Source organism: Streptomyces thermocarboxydus, assembly GCF_024760485.1.
In the GTDB taxonomy this organism is placed as follows: domain Bacteria; phylum Actinomycetota; class Actinomycetes; order Streptomycetales; family Streptomycetaceae; genus Streptomyces; species Streptomyces cellulosae.
The window spans coordinates 4,060,679-4,080,634 of sequence record NZ_CP058273.1 but is presented as its reverse complement, the minus strand read 5'-3'; the positions used below and the strand labels follow the sequence as shown (position 1 = coordinate 4,080,634).

Sequence of the window (19,956 nt, the reverse complement as noted above, 5' to 3'; positions counted from 1 at the left end):
GCCCGCTCAGACCGTCAGCCCGCGCACCAGCAGATCCAGCAGCGCGCAGAGGAACAGTGCGATGCCGATGAAGCCGTTGACGCTGAAGAACGCGCGGTTGAGGCGGGTCAGGTCGTGCGGGCGGACGATGGTGTGCTCGTAGACGAACGCGGCGGCCACGATCAGCAGGCCCAGCCAGAAGAAGGCGCCGGCGTCGGTGAGCACCGCGTACCAGACGAACAGGGCCGTCGTCACGGTGTGGCAGGCGCGGGCGCCCCAGATCGCCGCGGGGATGCCGAAGCGGGCCGGGACGGACTTCACGCCGACCTCCCGGTCGGTCTCGACGTCCTGGCAGGCGTAGATCAGGTCGAAGCCGCCGATCCAGATGCCGACCGCGAGACCGAGGACGACCGCGTCCCAGGACCATGACCCGGTGATCGCCAGCCAGCCGCCGACCGGGCCCATCGCCTGCGCGAGACCGAGGATGGCCTGCGGGAAGTTGGTGAACCGCTTGCCGTACGGATACACCACCATCGGGATCACGGCGACGGGCGCGAGCGCCAGGCACAGCGGGTTGAGCAGGGCGGCCGCGCCGAGGAACACGGCGAGGGCGATCAGCGCGCCGGTCCAGGCGTGCTTGACCGACATCGCGCCGGTGACCAGCTCGCGGTGCGCGGTGCGCGGGTTACGGGCGTCGATCTCGCGGTCGATGATCCGGTTGGCGGCCATCGCGAAGGTGCGCAGGCCGACCATGGCGAGGGTGACGAGGAACAGCCGTCCCCAGTGGATGTTCGCGTCCCACTCGTACATCGCGGTGAGCGCGGCGATGTAGGCGAAGGGCAGCGCGAACACCGAGTGCTCGATCATCACCAGGCGCAGGAACGCCTTGGTGCGTCCCGGCTGCTGCGGCAGGGCGGCGGAGGCCGAGGTCACAGTCCGTACTCCTTCCAGCGGCGGTCGACCTTCGCGGCGGTCTCCGGGTCGGACTCGACCATGTCGGGCCAGCCGCCGTCGCGCGTGTACCCCTCCTCGGGCCACTTCTTCGTCGCGTCGATGCCGGCCTTGCCGCCCCAGAACTGCTGGTACGACGCGTGGTCGAGATGGTCGACCGGGCCCTCGACGACGGTGAGGTCACGCGAGTAGTCGGTGTTGCCGAGGGCACGCCAGGCGACCTCGTGCAGGTCGTGCACGTCGCAGTCGGAGTCGACGACCACGATCAGCTTGGTCAGCGACATCATGTGCGCGCCCCAGATGGCGTGCATGACCTTCTGCGCGTGCTTCGGGTACTTCTTGTCGATCGAGACGATCGCGCAGTTGTGGAAGCCGCCTGCCTCGGGCAGGTGGTAGTCCACGATGTCCGGGACGATGATCTTCAGCAGGGGCAGGAAGAACCGTTCCGTGGCCCGGCCCAGCGGGCCGTCCTCCGTCGGCGGCCGGCCGACCACGATCGACTGGAGCAGCGGACGCTTCCGCATCGTCACGCAGTCGATCGTCAGCGCGGGGAACGGTTCCTGCGGGGTGTAGAAGCCGGTGTGGTCGCCGAAGGGGCCCTCGGGCAGCATCTCGCCGGGCTCCAGCCAGCCCTCGATCACGACCTCCGCCTGCGCGGGCACCTGGAGCGGGACCGTCTTGCAGTCGACCATCTCGATCCGCTTGCCCTGCAGGAACCCGGCGAACAGGTACTCGTCGATGTCGCCGGGCAGCGGCGCCGTGGAGGCGTACGTGACGGCCGGCGGGCAGCCGAAGGCGATGGCGACCGGCAGCCGCTCACCGCGGCGCGCGGCCACCTGGTAGTGGTTGCGGCTGTCCTTGTGGATCTGCCAGTGCATGCCGATGGTGCGCTTGTCGTGCCGCTGGAGGCGGTACAGACCGAGGTTGCGGACGCCGCTGACCGGGTCCTTCGTGTGGGTGAGCCCCAGGTTGAAGAAGGAGCCGCCGTCCTTGGGCCAGGTGAACAGTGCGGGCAGCTGCTCCAGGTCCACGTCGTCGCCGGTGAGGACGACCTCGTGCACGGGCGCGTCGGACGACTTCACCTTCTTCGGCGGCACGTGCGTCATCGCGCCGAGCTTCCCGAACGCCTCGCGCACCCCGACGAAGCCGTGCGGCAGCTCGGGCTTCAGCAGCCCGGCGATCTTCTCCCCGATCTCCGCGTACGACTTCAGGCCGAGCGCCTTCAGCAGCCGGCGGTCGGTGCCGTAGACGTTCATGGCGAGGGGCATCGAGGAGCCGCGCACGTTCTCGAAGAGCAGGGCGGGACCGCCGGCCTTGTTCACCCGGTCGACGATCTCACCGACCTCCAGATGCGGGTCGACCTCGGCCTTGATGCGCTTGAGGTCGCCCTCGCGCTCCAGCGCCCTGAGCAGGGAGCGAAGATCGTCGTAAGCCATGGGGTCCAGTATCCCCGAGCGGCTACGCTGGACCGGTACCGCCCACCTCTTTCGCTGGAGAGGCCCATGCTTCGGGTGCTCATGTTCCTCGTGCCGCTGGCCCTGAGCGTCTACGCGTTCATCGACTGCATCAGCACGAGCGACGAGGACATCCGGCACATGCCCAAGCCGCTGTGGGCGATCCTCGTCCTGCTCTTCCCGCTGGTCGGCTCGATCTCCTGGATCATCGCCGGCAAGAAGCGGCAGCCCGCCGGGGCGGGCGGCTCCGTCTGGGGCGGCGGCCGCGGCCAGTGGGTCGCGCCGGACGACAACCCGGACTTCCTGAAGTCGCTCGACGAGGAGAAGAAGCGGGACAAGGACCGCGACGCGGACGAGGATCCCAGGACCGACTGACCCTGCCGGGTCCCGGAAGTCTCCGGGCACGGCGACTGCCGGTTCCGCCCCCTGCACGGGGCGTGCACCCCTCGCCACACTGAGCCACGGCGTGGTGGACGGCGGCAGGGGGCGGCCGATGAAGCGTGTGTCTTTCTTCCGTTGGGTCGTCGTCCTCGGACTGCTGCTGATCGGCTGTTCGATCGCCGTCTACTGGCACGCTCCGGAGTACCCCGAGCTGGAACAGATCGACCTCACCGTGCTGGACGAGGAACCCGACGGGGCCTGCACGGTCCGGTGGACCGACCCGTTCGGCGACACGGAACGCGAGGCCCCGTACCTCTGCGACGCCGACCGCGACCCGGTCCTCAAGGCCCCCGAATACCGGCCGGGCACCAACCTCGGTTGGGACACGGGCTTCGTGGTCGCCGAGGGTGAGAACAAGGGCGAGCTGTACACCCCGGAGCTGGACGAGACCGGCGGGCGGTGGGTCGACGCGTCCGACCTGCTGGTGACGGCCGGAGTTCTCGTCACCTTCGTCGGCGTCGTCGGCGGCACCGTCCAGAGCCTGTACGGGCTCAGCGGCCTCGACGCCCGGACCGTGCGGCGGGCCGAGCGGCTGCGGGACATGGCGGCCCAGGTCGCCCGGGACCACGAGCGTGCGGTAGACGCGGTACGGGACGCCTGGACACCGTTGCACGAGGAGCGGGTGCGGAAGGTGCTGGAGGGGATTCCGGTCGGGAGGCTGCGGTGGTCCGCCGGGCCGCTCGTCCCGGTGGCGGAGCTGCCACGGCACGGCATCCGCAGCGTGCAGGACGTCCTGGACGCCGGGGCGTGGGGCATCACGGAGGCCGCCGGGCTGGGGCAGCGCGCGGCCGAGAAGGTGTGGGAAGCCGCCCGTCGCAAGTCCGACGCGGTGGCCGAGGACACCTCGGTACGGCTGGACACGGATGCCACCGACCCGGGCACCGCGAAGCTGCTGACGGCCCTGCGGGTGCTGGTGGAGGCCGGGCCGGAGGCGCGGAGCGCGGCGGAGGAGGGCAGACGCCTGGCCGACGTCCTGGACCGGCGGCTGGCCGCGGCGGCGCCGGCTTCGGGGTGGCGGCTCATGCTGGACACGGACCGGGACGGACGCCTGGAGGCCCGGGCAGCCATGGCTCGGCTCCGGGAGGTGCTGGCCGAGGCCGAACGCGCGGGGCTGCGGCAGCGGTTCGCGCAGGCCTCGGTGGATCTGCTGCGCGGCCCGGACGCCGATCCGCTGGCGTTGTCCGCACGGGTGGACCTCGCGTCCCGGCCGGATGCCTACCAGAAGCAGCTGTGGCACATCACGCGGACGCGTCTGGCGGAGAGCGCGGCACTCACCCGGTGAACGAGCTCACGCCCGCGCCCGCGACTGCTGTCGGAACGTCACATCTTTCCGCCCAGCAGCCCACCCCGCCTCAAATAACTCTGCGCATACGGATGGTGAGAGGAAGTCAGCCATGAGTGGCCCGTGCAGGCAATCGGCTTGCGCCGACGCCACCGAGCGTGGTTAATGGGTCACCCGTTGACACCCTCTCAGATGACGGAGACCCCGGTGAGCACGGAGAGCGCCCCGCCACCCGTACCTGGTACTCCACCGCCCGGTCCGGTCCCCCAGCCGTACCCGGCGTTCCCGCCACAGGCCCGGCGGACCGAGCCTCCGGGGCAGCACGACGTGCCCCCGCCGCCCGTGGCGCCGCCGCGGAGCGTGCACTCCATCGACCTACGGGTCGGCAAACGGCTGCTGTGGGTCGGCGGGGCCGCGTACCCGCTGCAGAACATCACCCGCGTCTACACCTTCACCATGCAGCCCCGTCGCAAGGAGGCCGCATTCCGGTTCTTCAGGCGGACGGCCGTGACCCTCGCGGTGGCTCTGGGTTTGACGATCACCGCGGAGCTGGTGAGGATGGCCGACCGCGGCGAGTCCTCGACCACCGGGCTCCTCACCGTCATCTGGCTGGTGGCCGGCGCGGTCGTGGTGTCCAGCGCGGTGAGCATGTTCTCCGTGCTGGGGGCACCGCCCCAGTACGTGCTGGCGATGGAGACCTCGGGCCCGTCCATCGCGATGGTGACCAGTGCAGATGCGCGGCAGTTGGACCGGCTCGTCGAGCCCATCGTGCAGGCCATCGAGAATCCCGAGGCGGAGTTCCAGGTCAAGGTGGAGCAGCTCGTGGTCAATCCCAACAACTACTACTTCGGCGACAACGTCAACATGTACGGCGGATCCGGCAACGTGGGAGTGGGTCACTCATGAGCGGCGACACCTACTACTTCGGCGACAGCGTCTCGATGCACGGCGGGCTGGGGAACACCGGCATCGTCAAGAACCAGGCCGCCCCGGCACAGACGTCTCCCGAACTGGAGGCGGCTCTCCGGCAGCTCGTCGAGCTGGTCACGGAGCTGCGCGCGCAGGTGCCGCCGGCCCGGGCCCAGTCCCTCGACGAAGCCCTGCCGGACATCGCCTCGCCCGCCGTCGAGCCGCAGCACCGCCATCGCGCCCTGCTGGCGGTGGCGGGCATCGCCGCCACCGTGGGAGCGGTCGGCCAGCCCGTCGTCGAGGCCGTGAACAGCGTCCTCGCGCTGCTCGGCGGCTGATCCTCCGGTGGAGCCGCTGGACGAGGCGACCGCCCGCACCTGGCTCGCCGCCGCGCTGGAGGAAGCGCGGGCCGGGCTGGCTGAAGGGGGCATCCCCATCGGGGCCGCTCTGTACGGGCCCGACGGGGCGCTGCTGGGGCGGGGGCGGAATCGGAGGGTGCAGGACGGGGATCCGTCGATGCACGCGGAGACGGCGGCGTTCCGGGCGGCGGGGCGGCAGCGGTCGTACCGGGGGACGACGATGGTGACCACGCTGTCGCCCTGCTGGTACTGCTCGGGGCTGGTGCGGCAGTTCGGGATCTCGCGGGTGGTGGTCGGGGAGGCCATCACCTTCCACGGCGGGCACGACTGGCTGGCGGGGCACGGCGTGGAGGTCGTGGTGCTCGACGACCCGGAGTGCGTGGCGATGATGCGGGAGTTCACCGCACGGAACCCGGAGCTGTGGGGCGAGGACATCGGGGAATGAACGCGGCGGAGGCCGCCCCGGGACTCTCGTCCGGGGCGGCCTCCGTGCGGATGCGTGGCGGGGCGGGAACGGTCAGAAACCTGCCGCCTGGAGCACGCCCAGGCCGACGTCGGCGTAGGAGTGCTTGCCGTTGACGAAGATGTTGACGCCGTAGTAGTTGAACAGCCAGCAGCCGAAGGCGAGCAGGGCCAGATAGGCGGCCTTGCGGCCCTTCCAGCCGGCGGTGGCGCGGGCGTGCAGGTAGCCGGCGTAGGCGACCCAGGTGATGAAGGACCAGGTCTCCTTGGGGTCCCAGCCCCAGTAGCGGCCCCACGCGTCGCCCGCCCAGATGGCGCCCGCGATGATCGTGAACGTCCACAGCGGGAACACCGCCGCGTTGACGCGGTAGGCGAACTTGTCCAGCGAGGCCGCCGCGGGCAGCCGCTCCAGGAAGGACGTGGCGAAGCTGCCCGGCTTGCCGCCGTTCGCCAGCTTGTTCTCGTACGAGTCCTTGAAGAGGTACATGACCGTCGTGAACGCGCCGACGTAGAACACCGCGCCGCACAGGATCGCCGTGGAGACGTGGATGTACAGCCAGTACGAGTGCAGGGCGGGAACCAGCTGGTCGCTGGCGGTGTACAGGACGGTGACGGCGAGACCGAGGTCGAGGAGGACCGACGTGGTCAGGAACAGGCCGAGCCAGCGCACGTTCTTCTTCAGTGCCAGCAGCAGGAGGTACACGCCCACCGCGGTCGTGGAGAAGGTGATGTTGAACTCGTACATGTTGCCCCACGGCGCCCGCTCCACGGACAGCGCGCGGGTGAGCACCCCGCCGAAGGACAGCGCGAACGCGAGCACGGTGAGCGAGATGGCGATACGCCCGTAGAGGTCGCCCTGCTCGTCGCCGCCGTGCGCCCCAGGGCCGTCGGGCACGTCACGGGAGCCGGACGCGGCCCGGACGGTGACCTTGGGCCGCTCCAGGACGGCGGTGCCGCCGCCCTGCCTCACGGTCACGGCCGGCGCCGTCCCCGCCGCGGAGGCCTTCGGGGTGAGCGCGGCCGCCGTGCGGGCGACCTTGCTGCGGCTGCCGAAGATCCACTCGGCGATGTACGCGAAGAAAGCGAGGGTGTAGACCGCCATCGCGGAGTAGATCAGCACATTGCTGATCTCCGCGAGGTTCTCGTTGGTCGCGGCGGCGAGAGTCACTGCTGCTCAGCCCCTTCGGCAGGCACGGCTTGAGAGTCGGTGTCGGTGGACGTGGTGGTTCCGGACGCGTCGGACGCTCCGGGGTCTTCTGAGGGCGGGGCGGCGTCCGGCTGCGGTGTGCCGTCCGGCTCGGGGTCCGCCACGCCGGGCGCCCGCTCGTACAGGACCCCGGCGAGGTCGCCGAGCTCCTCGGGCACCTTCGCGGACTCGCTGCGGCCGAGGCCCGCCATCTCGACGACGGTCACGCCGTCGTCGCCGCGCACCGCGCGCACCCACACGCGGCGCCGCTGCACGAACAGGGAGGCGGCGAGGCCGCCGATCGCGGTGAGGGCGCCACCGAGCGCCCAGCCGCCGCCCGGCTCCTGCACGACCTGGAAGCCGGCCCACTCCTTGATGTCCTTCTCGAAGGTGATCGAGCCGGCGCCGCCGGGGAGCTTCATGGTCTCGCCGGGGGTGAGCAGCTTCTTCAGCAGCTGCCCGTCGGCGTCCTTGAACTCCTTCATCTTCGTCTTGTCCATCTGGTACACGCTCTGCGGAATGCCGGAGTCGGCCTTCAGGTCGCCGTGGTAGGCGTTGAGCGCGAGCACCGGGTAGTCCAGCGCCGGGAACTGGGAGAGCATCGTGCCGCTCGCGGACCCGCCGAAGGTCGGCACGAAGAACGCCTGGAAGCCCAGCTGCTCCTTCTTGCCCTGCGGGTTGCGGTAGCCGTCGAGGACCTTGACGACGCCGTTGGAGGTGACGTTGTTGTCGAGCGGCAGCAGCGGCACGGCGTCCTGGTAGACGATCTCGCCCTTGCCGTCGCGGACGGTCACCACGGGCGCGTAGCCGTGGCTGACGAGGTAGACCTTGGCGTCACCGATCTTCAGCGGCTTGTTCACCTTGATGACGGTGTGCTTCTCGTCGCCGTCGGCGCCCTCGGTGTACGTCACCTCGGTCTCGTACGTACGCGGGGTGCCCCGGTTGGGGCCGGTGCGCTCGTAGGTGCCGGTGAACTCCTTGACGTCGAAGCTGAACGGCACCAGGTCGTCGTTGGTGAAGAGGTTGCCGGACTTGAAGTCGTCGTACTGGGTGAGCGTGTTGGAGAAGCCGTCGCCCTCGACGACGATCTTGTTGCCCTCGGACTTGAACAGCTGGCCCCAGGCGAACGCGATCAGCATGACGATCAGCGCGAGGTGGAACGCCAGGTTGCCGAACTCGCGCAGATAGCCCTTCTCGGCGGCGACGGCGTCCCCGACGGTGTGCGCCCGGAAGCGGCGCTTCTTCAGCAGCGCGAGGGCGGCCTCGCGGACCTCCTCGGGGGTCGCCGAGGTGCGCCAGGCGGTGTGCGCGGGCAGCCGGGTCAGCCGGCGGGGCGCGCCCGGCGGGCGGCCGCGCAGCTGGCCGACGAACTGCCAGGTGCGGGGCACGATGCAGCCGATGAGGGAGACGAACAGCAGGATGTAGATCGCGGAGAACCACACCGAGCTGTAGACGTGGAACAGCCCGAGCTTGTCGTAGACGGGCGCGAGGACGTCGTGCCGCTCGCGGAAGTCGGCGACCCGCGTCTCGTCGACGCCGGTCTGCGGGATGAGCGAGCCGGGGATCGCGGCGAGCGACAGCAGCAGCAGGAGCAGCAGCGCCACCCGCATGGAGGTGAGCTGCCGCCAGAACCAGCGGGCCCAGCCGATCACGCCGAGGGCGGGCAGGTTGGGCGAGGGCGCGTCCTCCACGGGCGCGGTGGACAGCTGGGAGCCGGCGGCGCCGAGGTCCTGGTCGTCACCGGTCTGCGTGGAGTTGTCCGTCGTGGTGTCGCTCATCGGGTCAGATCCCCACCGTGAAGCCGTTGGACCAGGTCTGCATCTCCGCCACGAGGGTGTCCCACGCGCCGGTCAGCAGCAGCACACCGGTCGCGATCATCATCGTGCCGCCGATGCGCAGCACCCAGACGTAGTGCCGCTTGACCCAGCCGAAGGCGCCGAGCGCCTTGCGGAAGGCCACGGCGGCGAGCACGAAGGGCACGCCCAGTCCGAGACAGTACGCGACGGTCAGCAGTGCGCCCCGTCCGGCGCTCTCCTGCTGCGCGGACAGGGTGAGGACGGAGGCGAGGGTGGGCCCGATGCAGGGGGTCCAGCCGATGCCGAAGAGGGCGCCGAGCACGGGCGCGCCGATCAGACCGGTGGCGGGGCGCTTGTGGAAGCGGAACTCCCGCTGGGTGAGCCAGGGCATCAGGCCCATGAAGAAGACGCCCATGAGGATCATGAAGACGCCGAGCACCTTGGACAGCACGCCCGACTGCTCCTGGAGCGTCTGCCCGAAGTAGCCGAAGAAGGCGCCGCCCGAGACGAACACGACGGTGAAGCCGAGGACGAACAGGGAGGCGCCGGCGACCATGCGGCCGCGCCGGGCCTCGGCCAGGTCGGTGCCGGAGACGCCGGTGACGTAGGAGAGGTAGCCGGGGACGAGCGGCAGGACGCAGGGCGAGAAGAAGGAGACCAGGCCGCCGAGCACGGCGATGGGCAGGGCCACCAGCAGGGCGCCGTTGAGCACCGTGCCGTTGTAGCCCGTCTCCGCGGCGAGCGTGTGCAGGGCCGTCACGTCACTTCTCCGCGACGACCGGTTCGAGCATCTTCCGCAGCCGTTCCTCGTCGAGGGCGGTCAGCGAGCGGGCGGCGACCCGGCCCTCCCGGTCCAGCACCAGGGTGGAGGGGATGGCCTGCGGGTTGAGCGTGCCCTTCTCGAAGCGGAGCATCAGCTTGCCCGTGGGGTCGTACAGGCTCGGGTAGGTGATGCCGAAGTCCTTCTCGAAGGCGAGCGCGGCGGTGGTGCTGCCGTCGCGGGTGTTGATGCCGACGAACTGGACGTCCTTGCCCGCGTACTCCTTGGACACCTCGGCGAAGTACTTGGCCTCAGCGCGGCACGGGTTGCACCAGGAGCCCCATACGTTGAGGACGACGACCTTGCCCTTGTAGTCGCCGACGTCGAGCTGCTCGCCCTCCAGGGTCTCCCCGGACAGGTCGGGCGCGGCGACTCGCTTGCCCGCGGGGACGGTGGAGATGCCGTCGGTGCCGGTGACGAAGCCGGTGTCGCCGCCCCCGCCGGAGGTGCCCCCGTCACCGCAGGCGGTGAGGAGCAGGGCGGCCGCGGCGGCGCCGGCGGCCAGGGCGGCACGACGGCGGGCGCGCACGGCACGGGCGGCGCGGTACGAGCTCTGCGCGGCTCGGTTCGAGCGCTGGGGGGCGCGGCTGGCGGCACTCATGTGAAAAGTTTCGCATGCCCGTTCTGGGGATCTTGCGCACCCCCCTGCGCGCCTCGTCCCGGGCGGAGACCCGCATCTCAGGCGGGGTCGGCGGCCTCCGTGGACGCGTTGCCTGCGAGGTCGCGGGTGAACGCCTGCCAGCCGCCGGAGGGTTCCTGGCCGACGTCCAGGGTGCGCAGCCGGTCGAGCATCTCGGGCTTCTGCACGTCGAGCCAGTCGCAGAACTGCCGGAAGGAGACGATCCTCACGTCGCCGCCCTTCTCCTTCGCGCGCGCGATGTGCTTCAGGGCCTCCTCGACGGCGTCCATGTAGATGCCGCCGTTCCACTGCTCGAAGTGGTTGCCGACGAAGAAGGGCGCCCGGTTGGTCTCGTATGCCCGCTGAAAGCCGGATATGTACGCCTGTGCCGACTGCTCCCGCCAGCCCGGATAGTTGTGGGCCGGGGCGTTGGTGGAGTTGAGCGACTGGTTGGCGAGCATGTTGTAGTCCATCGAGAGGACCTCGAAAGACCGTCCGGGGAAAGGTATCTGCTGGAGCGGAAGGTCCCATATGCCCTGTTTCTTGGAGGGCCAGACCTGGCGTCCGCCGGGCGAGGAGGCGTCGTAGCGCCAGCCCAGCTCACGGGCGGTGGGCAGCAGCTGGTCCTGCCCCAGCAGACAGGGGGTGCGGCCGCCGACCAGCTCCTTGTCGTAGTCGAACGGCAGGGACTCCACGTCGGTCCATCCGGAGTTGGTGCGCCACTCCTTGACGAACGACTTCGCCTGCTCGATCTCGTCACGCCACTGCTTCGGCGTCCAGGTGCCGACGCTGCCGGAGCCGGCGCAGAAGTGCCCGTTGAAGTGGGTGCCGATCTCGTGGCCCTCGAGCCAGGCGCGGCGCAGGTTCCGCAGGGTGTCCTTGATGTGCGCGTCGGTGAGGTAGCCGATGTCGGAGGCGCCGCGCGGGTTGTTCGGCGGGTCGTAGAGGCGCTTCTTCGACTCGGGAAGCAGATAGATCCCCGAGAGGAAGAACGTCATGGACGCGCCGTACTGCTTGGCGAGGTCGAGGAAGCGCGGGAAGAGCCCGTTGCCGACCTCGCCGGCGCCGTCCCAGGAGAACACGACGAACTGCGGGGGCGTCTGACCCGGCTTCAGCGGCACGGGCCGCCCGGGCTGATGGGGCTGCTTGCCGGTGAAGGAGGTGGAGCCGTCGCCGATGGGCCGGACCGTCGCGGTCGGCTTCGGCTTCGGCTTCGGCGACGCGGGGCCCTCGCCGGCCCCCGGGCGGGAACCGCCGGCGGGGGTCGATCCGTCGGAGCCTGTGTGGCCGCAGCCGGCCAAGGAGACGGCGGCCGCGGCCCCCGCGCCGAGCCCGAGCATTCCCCTGCGGGAGAGAGCGCGCATGGCGTCCCCCTTCGTCATGTCCCTGAGTGGTCACCCATTCAGAGGAGTTGACGAAGAGGGAGGTTCCCGTCGGATGCGGAGGTTTCGCAACGAAGACCCGTGAGGGCGGCGCACCGCCCTCACACGGGCGTCACGCGCCGTACGCCTTGCCGGCGCCCTTCGCGGGCTTGGCGCCCGCCCGCAGATGCTCGGGCACCAGGTCGAGGGCGGGCTCGCTGTACCCCACGGAGACGATCTTGTCGCCGCGGTAGGTGAACGAGGTCAGCGAGGCCAGGGTGCACTGACGGCGGCGCGGATCGTGCCACAGCCGGCGCTTCTCCACGTAGGACCGCACGATCCAGATCGGCAGCTGGTGGCTGACCAGCACCGCCTCGTGGCCGCGCGCCGCGTCCTTCGCCGCCTCCAGCGCGCCCATCATGCGGACGACCTGGTCGACGTACGGCTCGCCCCAGGACGGCTTGAACGGGTTGACGACATGCTTCCAGTTGGCGGGGCGGCGCAGCGCGCCGTCGCCGATGCCGAAGGTCTTGCCCTGGAAGACGTTCTCCGCCTCGATCAGCCGCCGGTCGGTGGCGATGTCCAGGCCGTGCGCCTTGGCGATGGGCTCGGCCGTCTCCTGCGCCCGCTCCAGCGGGGAGGCGCCGACGTGCACGATGTCGCGGGGCGCCAGGTGCTCGGCGACCCGGTCGGCCATCCGGCGGCCCAGCTCGGAGAGGTGGTAGCCGGGGAGGCGGCCGTAGAGGACGCCGTCCGGGTTCTCGACCTCACCGTGCCGCATCAGGTGGACGACGGTGACGTCCTCGTCGTCGAAGGTCTTCTCGGAGCTCACGCGGTGGCCTCCGCCGCTGCTCGGGCCGCCGCCGGGAGGGCGTCGGCGATGCGCTGGACGGCCCGCTCGTCGTGGGCCGTGGACACGAACCAGGACTCGAAGGACGACGGCGGCAGGTAGACGCCGTTCGCCAGCAGCGAGTGGAAGAACGCGGTGAAGCGGAACGACTCCTGCTTCTTGGCGTCCTCGTAGTCGCGGACCGGGTTCTCCGTGAAGAAGACGGAGAACATGTTGGAGGCGTTCTGCAGCGTGTGCGCGACGCCCTCCTTGGTGAGCGCCTCGGTGACGAGGGAGCGGATCTGCGCGGAGACCGCGTCCACCTTCTCGTACGCGGCGTCGTCGAGCAGCCGCAGCTGGGCGAGGCCCGCGGCGGTGGCGACCGGGTTACCGGAGAGGGTGCCCGCCTGGTAGACGGGGCCGGCCGGGGCGAGGTGCGCCATGACGTCGGCGCGCCCGCCGAACGCGGCGGCCGGGAAGCCGCCGCCCATGACCTTGCCGAAGGTCATCAGGTCGGGCCGCACGCCGTCGACGCCGTACCACCCGGCGCGGCTGGTACGGAAGCCGGTCATCACCTCGTCGGAGATGTACAGCGCGCCGTTCGCGGCGCACGCGTCCTTGAGGCCCTGGTTGAAGCCGGGCAGCGGCGGGACGACGCCCATGTTGCCGGGGGACGCCTCGGTGATCACGCAGGCGATCTCGCCCGGGTGCGCGGCGAACGCGGCGTGCACGGCGTCCAGGTCGTTGTACGGCAGCACGATCGTGTCGCCGGCCTGGGCGCCGGTGACGCCGGGGGTGTCGGGCAGCGCGAACGTCGCCACACCGGAGCCCGCGGAGGCGAGCAGCGAGTCGACGTGGCCGTGGTAGCAGCCGGCGAACTTGATCACCTTGGTGCGCCGGGTGAAGCCGCGGGCGAGACGGATCGCCGACATGGTGGCCTCGGTGCCGCTGGACACCAGCCGGACCTGCTCCAGCGGCTCGATCCGGGCGACCATCTCCTCCGCGAGCGCGACCTCGCCCTCCCCGGGCGTGCCGAAGGAGGTGCCGCGCGCGACGGCCTCCTGCACGGCGGCGATCACCTCGGGGTGCGCGTGCCCAAGGATCATCGGCCCCCAGGAGCACACCAGGTCGACGTACTCGCGCCCGTCGGAGTCGGTCAGATAGGGCCCGGAGCCGGAGACCATGAACCGGGGCGTGCCGCCGACGGCGCGGAAGGCACGCACCGGTGAGTTGACACCACCGGGAGTGACGGCCGCGGCACGATCGAACAGCGCCTGCGAGGCTGGGGCTTCGTACGAATATGGCAGTTCGCTCATGACCTGCGACTTCTCCGACCTTTTCCGACGTCCCGGGTCTCTCGCCGGGCTGCGGCTGCTGTGACTCGTTTCAGGGTAGGCCAGGGGCCCGCCGTGGCGTCCGCGCCCCGACGACCTGTTGATCGGGGCCCCGGACCGGCCGTGATCTGCGAAACTGACCCCTGGTGCACACAGCTCGCACGGCCGGTGCGGCCGGGCCCCGCGACAAACTCGCGGACGGATGGTTCACCGCACGTTTCGGCGGGCGGCCGTGGGGGAGGTCACTGTCACGATGATCGGGTTGCGCGGCGGGGGCCACGCGTCCTAGAAAAGCAGTCGGGTGGAGATATGCATCGCGGTGGCGGACTGGGCGAGGGGACCGACGACCTGGGTCCTCGACGTGCCCGGCGGGGAAGGCACCGACGCGAAGCGGAGGAAGCGGATCAGACGCGTCGTGCACACGACGAGCCGGAGCGGATCGGCCCACTGAGCGGGGCGGGGAGCAGGAATGGTGGTCGGGTGGGGGTGACGTACAAGTACTTCGGTGCGCCGGACGGCGCCACCGCGGCCCGCGTCCCGATCTCCATGCGCCCCGAGGAGCTCGGCGGGGACGAGCTGGGCATGGGCGGCATGTTCACCAAGATCAAGCCGGAGACCATGGCCGCGATGGTCCTCACGGGCATCGAGGGCGTCCCCCTGCACAAGGTCCCGCCGCTCGAGCTGGTCGTCCTGCACCCGGACTACGCGGTCGTGAAGCTGCCCATGACGGTGGTGGACCCGCTGCGGGACATAGGCGAGGAAGCGGTCGGCGCGGCGGCCTTCATCTGGTCCACGGTCCCGGACCGCGGCGGCCCGCGCGACGCGTTCAACGTGTACCAGCTGCTGCACGAGTGGCAGGACTTCAGCCACCGGCTGCACGAGGCGGGGCATCAGCCGTACTGCTTGGTGTGGCCGTGAGCCAGGTCGTATGAACAGGGCGGGACTTCGGTGTCCCGCCCTTTTCCATGCTCAGCCGTACTGGGTGAACAGGGCGTCCAGGTAGGCCTCCAGGCGGCCGGCCAGGACCTCCGGCGTCAGGTCGGTGCGGCCCAGGGTGCGCCACGGGGCCGCCACCTTTTCCGCGTCGCCGTAGCCCAGGGTGTCCAGCAGCCGCCAGTAGAGGTGGGCCGGGGCGTCCGGGGTGAGGGTGCCGCCGGCGGCCGTGTAGCGGTCGGCGAAGGCGAGGCCCGCCTCGGCGCCGTGCAGCAGGGCGAGGGCCGTCGCGCAGTGGGCCACGTCCAGGTCGGCCGGGCCCCAGGAGGTCTCCACCCAGTCGACGACACCGCTGACCTGCGGGGCGTCGTCGGGGCCGGTGAAGAGGACGTTGCCGGGGTGGAAGTCCCGGTGCAGGAAACGGCTCTCGTACGGCGGGGGTTCGCGGCGGATCACGTCGGCCGCCCTGTGCCACAGCTCGGGACGGCGGGTGGTCGCCGGCGGTGTCACTCGGTCCGCGGAGGCCCACGGCTGGTACGTGCGGGGGCGGTCGTGCGCGGGGACGGGCAGGGCGTGGATGCGGACCAGGAGGCGGGCCAGTGCGTCGGCCCTCGCCTCCGCGCCCTCGTCGTCCAGGCGGACGGCTCCCGGGAGCCGGGTCATCAGCAGGGACGGGTGGTCGCAGTGCTGGGCGGTCGCGTCCACCGCGACGAGTGCGGCCGCCGGGACGTCCGTCGCGGCGAGCAGGCGCAGGATGTCCGCCTCGCGCGTCAGCAGGCCCTCGGCGTGCCGCACGAAGAAGGGCGTGACGAAGGAGCGCAGGACCAGGGAGCGGGGGCCGTCCGGGCCGGTGACGTCCAGGCGGCGCATCTCCGACGTCCAGCCGCCGCGCAGCCTCTCCACCCGCTCGACGCGCTCCCCGGCGGACAGGGTCTTCTCCACCCAGGCGCGGGTGGAGGACCAGGAGTGTGCGGACGCGTCTTCGGTTGTGGTCCCCATGCGGGGCAGCATACGGACGCGCGGTGGCGGGTGTTGGACGCGGTGCCTTCGGGCCGGTGATCGATGAGGTGGTGGCGGCCTCGGGCGGTTTCGAGGCGCATGAACTGGACGCTGTGCGGCGCTTTTTGACGTCGGTGCTGGAGAGAGCGCGGCGCACGCGGGAGTCCTGAGGCGGCGGGTGCGGTCATCGCGTCGACGCGCACTCCTCCGCCTCCTCCAGGTACGTCGCCACCGGGCCCAGCGTCAGCAATCCGGAGGCGGCGCCCGCGTGTTCCGTGCGGGCGTCTCGGAGGGCTCTCGCGGCGCGGGCCGCGGTGTCGGGGTCGCCCAGGCGGGCGGCGGCGCCGGCGGTCAGGCACCACAGCGCCTCCTGCATGTGGTCGGGTGGTGGTGCGGGAGCCGCGGCGAGGGCGGTGCGGGCCTCTGTGGTCCGGCCTTGGTCGAGCAGGAGGAGAGGTTCTGTCCAGGGGCGGTACGGGCCCCGGTCGAGGCGGGGGTCGGTGGGTGCGGGGCGGCCGTGCAGCAGGCGCAGGCCCAGCAGGGCGAGCGGGAGCAGTCCGCGGTGCAGGCCCGGCATGCCTGCCGTGCGGAGGGCGTCGTCGGCGGTGCGGTACTGCGCGGCGACCGTGGCGGGGGACGGGCCGCCGGGTTCGGTGCTGCGGGTCGCCGCGGCGCGGGCGCGGAACCACGCCGTGAGGACGGGGACCAGGGGTGCCTCGGTGGTCGCGGCGAGCCGTTCGGCGGCCTCCGCGTGCGCGGTCGCGGCGTCCAGGTCACCGAGGGCGGAGGCGGACTGGAGGCGCACGAGCCGGCCGAGTACGGCGAAGGCGGGCAGGTCGTGGGCGGTGGCCAGGTGGAGGATCTCGGCGCCGGTGCGGTCGCGTGCCGCCGCGAGTCCGGGGCGGGTGAAGGACTGCAGGAACACGCCGTTGAGGGTGAACGCCAGCAGGCCGGGGTCACCCAGGTCGCGGGCCAGCCTCTCCGCCTGCCGGGCCGCGTCGCGGGCGCGGTCCTGCTCGGGCGGGGTGAGGTCGGCGCCGCGGCTCTCGACCGCCACGGTGGCGAGGAGGCGGGCGGTCAGGTCGGCGGGGGCGTCGGGGCCGAGCACGGTGAGCGTACGTTCGGCGGCCTCGACGACCGCCCGGGACTGCGCGGGGTCGTCGGCCCGGCTCCACAGGGCGGGCACGTCGTACGCGCCGATGATCCGGGCGGTGAGGGCGAGGTCGCCGGTGCGTTCGGCCGCCGTGATCGCGGCGAGGCGGTCGCTGCGGGAGCGGACGAGGGCGTCACCGCCGGCCAGGGCGAGGGTGCGAGCCAGGTCCACGGTGGTGCGCGGGCCGAGCGGGACGCCGGGGCCGGTCCAGGAGGTGGCCGGGGCGTGGGTGGACGGGGCGGCACCGGTGAGGAGGTCCGTCTCCAGGCGCAGGAGGTCGGGGCCGGGGTCGAGTCCTAGCTGGTCGGCGAGGGTCGCGCGGGCGTGGCGGAGGGTGTCCAGCGCGTCGGCGCGGCGGCCCGCGTGGTGGAGGGCGCGGGCGAGGAGCGTCCAGGCGGGCTCGCGCCAGGGGTGCACGGCGATGTGGTCGCGCAGGTCGGTGACCAGGCCGGCGCCTTCGCCGCGGTCGAGGAGGATGCGGGCGCGCAGTTCGACGGCCTCCGCCCGCAGTTCGTCCAGCCGGGCGCGCTCGCGTTCCGCCCAGGCGGAGTCGGTGACGTCGGCGTAGGCGGGGCCGCGCCAGGCCGCGAGCGCCTCGCCGAGCGCGGTCACCTCGCCGGGGGTGCGGCGGGCGCGGGCCAGGGCGTCCTGGAAGCGGTGCGCGTCGACGTCCTCGCGGGGCAGGCGCAGGGCGTAACCGGGGCCCTCGGTGAGCAGGACGCGGGGTGGGGTGCGGGGTGGGCGGTCGGGTTCGAGGGCGCGGCGCAGGGCGGCGACGAAGGTGCGGACGGAGCCGAGGGCGCGGGGTGGGGGGTGCTCAGGCCACAGGTCGTCGATGAGGGTGGCGGTGGTGACCAGTCGGCCCTCGGCAGCGACGAGACGTCCGAGGAGTTCGCGGTGGCGGGGGCCGCCGAGGGGGACGGGGGTGCCGTCGTCCCTGGAGGCTTGGACGGCGCCTAGGACGTCGATGCGCATGGGGTCATCTTCGCGGGTGAGGGAGGTGCGGGTTGGGTTGAGTCGCCCCCGCCGCCCCTTCCCGTCCCGTCCCTGGGGCTGCGCCCCAGACCCCCTTCGGCCCTTCGGGCCTCGTCCTCAAACGCCGGACGGGCTGAAAGCGGGCTGCGCCCCACGTCCCCTCGTCGGCCCCTGGCGGGCCTCGTCCTCACGCGCCGGACGGGCTGAAAGCAGGTGGGCCGGAACCGCATGCCCCCGCCGTACTGATCCGCTGCTCATCGCCCTCCCCCACGCTGCTCCGGTCACCGCACCCCCGGAGAAACGGACGCATCCCATGACCCCCACCATCCCCGGCTTCGAGTACCTCCGCCTTCCCGGCGTGGACGGCGTCGAGGTGGCCGCAGCTGTCGGCGGGGACGGCAGTCCCGTCGTGCTGCTGCACGGGTTTCCGCAGACCCACCTCATGTGGCGGCACGTCGCCCAGCGGCTCGCCGTCGAGCACACCGTGATCTGTCCCGACCTGCGCGGCTACGGCGCCAGTGACAAACCGGACGCCGACTCCCCCGGCGTGTACGCCAAGCGCACGATGGCGGCCGACGTCGTGGCCCTGGCCGGCGCCCTCGGTCACGACCGCTTCGCGCTCGTCGGGCACGACCGGGGAGCCCTCGTCGCCTTCCGCGCCGGGCTCGACCACCCGGAGGCGGTCACCCACCTCGGCATCCTCGACGTCGTGCCGACGCTCGACATGTGGGACGTCCTGCACGGCGTCTCCGCGGCGGTCGCCTTCCACCTGTATCTGATGGCGCAGCCGCCCGGCCTGCCGGAGACGATGATCGCGAGCAGCGCGGACGCCTTCTTCGGGTCGTTCCTCGACGCCTGGGCGACCGGGCCGGCCGCGCTGCCGCCGGAGGTGCGGAACGCCTACCTGCGGGCGAGCCGCGCCGCCGTGCCGTCGATCGTCGCCGATTACCGGGCCTCGGCGACCGTCGACATCGAGCACGACCGGGCCGACCTCGATGCGGGTACCCGGCTCACCATGCCGGTGACGGTTCTCCAGCAGGACTGGGGCGCCCAGCTGGGCTACGACGCCGCAGCGGTGTGGCGGGCCTGGGCGCCGGACCTGGACCACCGGCTGACCGAGGCCGGCCACTTCATGGCCGAGGAGGCGCCCGAGGAGGTGACGGCGGCGATCCGGGACCTGTTGGCCCGGTGACGGGCCCCGAGGTAGACAATCACCGCTGGCGGGAATACCCCTAGGGGGTATACCGTTCATCGTGTGCGTGGGGACACACACCGTCCCCGTGACGCTTCGAAGGGGGATGAGGTCCGTGGACCACGCCATGCACCAGCACACCGGTGCCGGGCACGGGGCGCCGCCCGGCGCGACCTGGCCGATGGCGGTACGGGCGACGCTGCACTGCCTGCTCGGCTGTGCCATCGGCGAGATCCTCGGCATGGTCGTCGGCACGGCCCTGCTCTGGGGCAACGTCCCGACGATGGTCCTGGCCATCGGCCTGGCCTTCGTCTTCGGCTACTCCTTCACCCTCTTCGCCGTCGTGCGCGCCGGGGTGTCGTTGAAGTCCGCCGTGAAGATCGCGCTGGCCGCCGACACCGTCTCCATCGCGGTGATGGAGCTGATCGACAACGCCATCGTCGCGCTGACCCCGGGGGCGATGGACGCCCAGCTGTCCGACGGCCTGTTCTGGTACGCGCTGCTCGGCGGCTTCGCCGTCGCCTTCCTGGTCACCACCCCGGTCAACAAGTGGATGATCGGCCGGGGCAAGGGCCACGCGGTGGTCCACGCCCACCACTGACCCCGCCCGCGCCCGAACACTCTTCCGCCCGCGCCCGCCCGAGTCCGCACGGCACTCGGGCGGGCGCGGGCGCCCGGTAAGGTGGACGGGTCAGCCGTGTCGGGGCCGACGAAGCCCCCGGCGAAGACCGCAGTCCGCAGGAGAGAGCGAGCGCATGTCCGTGATGCCCCGCGCCGCTGCCTTCCCGCCGTGACCCTTCGCCCCCCGTCGGCGTCCGGAGTCCCTCCGCGCCGCACCCCCGTGGTCCCCGGGCGCCGAGCCCGCTGATCAACGGCACTCAGCCCGCTGGGTGCACCCCCCTCCTCCCGCGTGCCCCGCCCC

The 19,956-nt window shown here is 71.8% G+C and carries 19 protein-coding genes; 8 read left to right on the top strand and 11 right to left on the bottom strand.

The window, feature by feature from the left end:
* Positions 1-6: 6 nt before the first annotated feature.
* Both mqnP and AY578_RS18840 read right to left on the bottom strand, forming a co-directional pair.
* On the bottom strand, positions 7-912 hold the full coding sequence (gene mqnP / locus AY578_RS18845) for a menaquinone biosynthesis prenyltransferase MqnP (protein ID WP_028960000.1): 906 nt from the start codon (positions 910-912) through the stop codon (positions 7-9).
* Positions 909-2,366 carry a menaquinone biosynthesis decarboxylase gene (locus AY578_RS18840; RefSeq protein ID WP_019526501.1) on the bottom strand — a complete coding sequence of 486 codons (1,458 nt, stop codon included), beginning with the start codon at positions 2,364-2,366 and terminating at the stop codon, positions 909-911. The genes mqnP and AY578_RS18840 overlap by 4 nt, the downstream gene beginning before the upstream one ends.
* A gap of 66 nt (positions 2,367-2,432) precedes the next feature.
* Here AY578_RS18840 and AY578_RS18835 point away from each other — a divergent pair, with 66 nt between their 5' ends.
* The 5 genes from AY578_RS18835 (at position 2,433) to AY578_RS18815 (ending at position 5,820) form a co-directional block, all read left to right on the top strand.
* Positions 2,433-2,759 (top strand): PLD nuclease N-terminal domain-containing protein, encoded by a 327-nt coding sequence (locus tag AY578_RS18835; protein ID WP_028959998.1) that lies wholly within the window; start codon positions 2,433-2,435, stop codon positions 2,757-2,759.
* Positions 2,760-2,877: 118 nt separating this feature from the next.
* Positions 2,878-4,107, top strand: a complete 1,230-nt coding sequence (locus AY578_RS18830) for a hypothetical protein (protein ID WP_215188227.1) — start codon at positions 2,878-2,880, stop codon at positions 4,105-4,107.
* A gap of 360 nt (positions 4,108-4,467) precedes the next feature.
* Positions 4,468-5,013: a DUF6232 family protein gene (locus AY578_RS18825; protein ID WP_019526498.1), complete on the top strand. Its 546-nt coding sequence runs from the start codon at positions 4,468-4,470 to the stop codon at positions 5,011-5,013.
* Complete coding sequence (locus tag AY578_RS18820; RefSeq protein WP_019526497.1) at positions 5,010-5,354, top strand: hypothetical protein; 345 nt, start codon at positions 5,010-5,012, stop codon at positions 5,352-5,354. Before AY578_RS18825 ends, AY578_RS18820 begins: the two co-directional genes overlap by 4 nt.
* 7 nt (positions 5,355-5,361) lie before the next feature.
* The gene (locus AY578_RS18815) at positions 5,362-5,820 is read left to right on the top strand and encodes a nucleoside deaminase (RefSeq protein WP_028959996.1); all 459 of its coding nucleotides are present in this window, start codon (positions 5,362-5,364) and stop codon (positions 5,818-5,820) included.
* Positions 5,821-5,892: 72 nt separating this feature from the next.
* Here the strand turns inward: AY578_RS18815 and ccsB are convergent, their stop codons facing one another.
* The 7 genes from ccsB to hemL form a co-directional block, all read right to left on the bottom strand.
* Positions 5,893-7,005, bottom strand: a complete 1,113-nt coding sequence (gene ccsB, locus AY578_RS18810) for a c-type cytochrome biogenesis protein CcsB (protein ID WP_019526495.1) — start codon at positions 7,003-7,005, stop codon at positions 5,893-5,895.
* The gene (resB, locus tag AY578_RS18805; RefSeq protein ID WP_028959995.1) at positions 7,002-8,801 is read right to left on the bottom strand and encodes a cytochrome c biogenesis protein ResB; all 1,800 of its coding nucleotides are present in this window, start codon (positions 8,799-8,801) and stop codon (positions 7,002-7,004) included. The genes ccsB and resB overlap by 4 nt, the downstream gene beginning before the upstream one ends.
* Positions 8,802-8,805: 4 nt before the next feature.
* Positions 8,806-9,579: a cytochrome c biogenesis CcdA family protein gene (locus AY578_RS18800; protein WP_019526493.1), complete on the bottom strand. Its 774-nt coding sequence runs from the start codon at positions 9,577-9,579 to the stop codon at positions 8,806-8,808.
* A gap of 1 nt (position 9,580) precedes the next feature.
* Entirely contained in the window at positions 9,581-10,240 is a 660-nt protein-coding gene (locus AY578_RS18795; RefSeq protein ID WP_020700193.1) for a TlpA family protein disulfide reductase, read from the bottom strand.
* A 77-nt stretch (positions 10,241-10,317) separates the two neighbouring features.
* Positions 10,318-11,598 carry a polysaccharide deacetylase family protein gene (locus AY578_RS18790; RefSeq protein ID WP_258907412.1) on the bottom strand — a complete coding sequence of 427 codons (1,281 nt, stop codon included), beginning with the start codon at positions 11,596-11,598 and terminating at the stop codon, positions 10,318-10,320.
* Between the two features lie 154 nt (positions 11,599-11,752).
* Positions 11,753-12,400 (bottom strand): histidine phosphatase family protein, encoded by a 648-nt coding sequence (locus AY578_RS18785; protein WP_202503494.1) that lies wholly within the window; start codon positions 12,398-12,400, stop codon positions 11,753-11,755.
* Positions 12,401-12,447: 47 nt separating this feature from the next.
* Positions 12,448-13,764: a glutamate-1-semialdehyde 2,1-aminomutase gene (gene hemL / locus AY578_RS18780; protein WP_137208958.1), complete on the bottom strand. Its 1,317-nt coding sequence runs from the start codon at positions 13,762-13,764 to the stop codon at positions 12,448-12,450.
* A 327-nt stretch (positions 13,765-14,091) separates the two neighbouring features.
* Between hemL and AY578_RS18775 the strand changes: the two genes are divergently transcribed.
* Positions 14,092-14,700, top strand: a complete 609-nt coding sequence (locus AY578_RS18775; protein WP_189903154.1) for a hypothetical protein — start codon at positions 14,092-14,094, stop codon at positions 14,698-14,700.
* 51 nt (positions 14,701-14,751) lie between these two features.
* Here the strand turns inward: AY578_RS18775 and AY578_RS18770 are convergent, their stop codons facing one another.
* A complete protein-coding gene (locus AY578_RS18770; protein WP_251143386.1) occupies positions 14,752-15,714 on the bottom strand; it encodes a phosphotransferase family protein in 963 nt (320 codons plus the stop codon).
* Between the two features lie 184 nt (positions 15,715-15,898).
* Positions 15,899-17,842, bottom strand: a complete 1,944-nt coding sequence (locus AY578_RS18765) for an AfsR/SARP family transcriptional regulator (protein WP_258903128.1) — start codon at positions 17,840-17,842, stop codon at positions 15,899-15,901.
* Between the two features lie 313 nt (positions 17,843-18,155).
* Between AY578_RS18765 and AY578_RS18760 the strand changes: the two genes are divergently transcribed.
* Positions 18,156-19,034, top strand: coding sequence for an alpha/beta fold hydrolase (locus AY578_RS18760; protein WP_258903126.1), 879 nt, complete (start codon positions 18,156-18,158; stop codon positions 19,032-19,034).
* A 106-nt stretch (positions 19,035-19,140) separates the two neighbouring features.
* Positions 19,141-19,635 carry a DUF4396 domain-containing protein gene (locus AY578_RS18755; protein WP_051101707.1) on the top strand — a complete coding sequence of 165 codons (495 nt, stop codon included), beginning with the start codon at positions 19,141-19,143 and terminating at the stop codon, positions 19,633-19,635.
* Positions 19,636-19,956 lie beyond the last annotated feature (321 nt).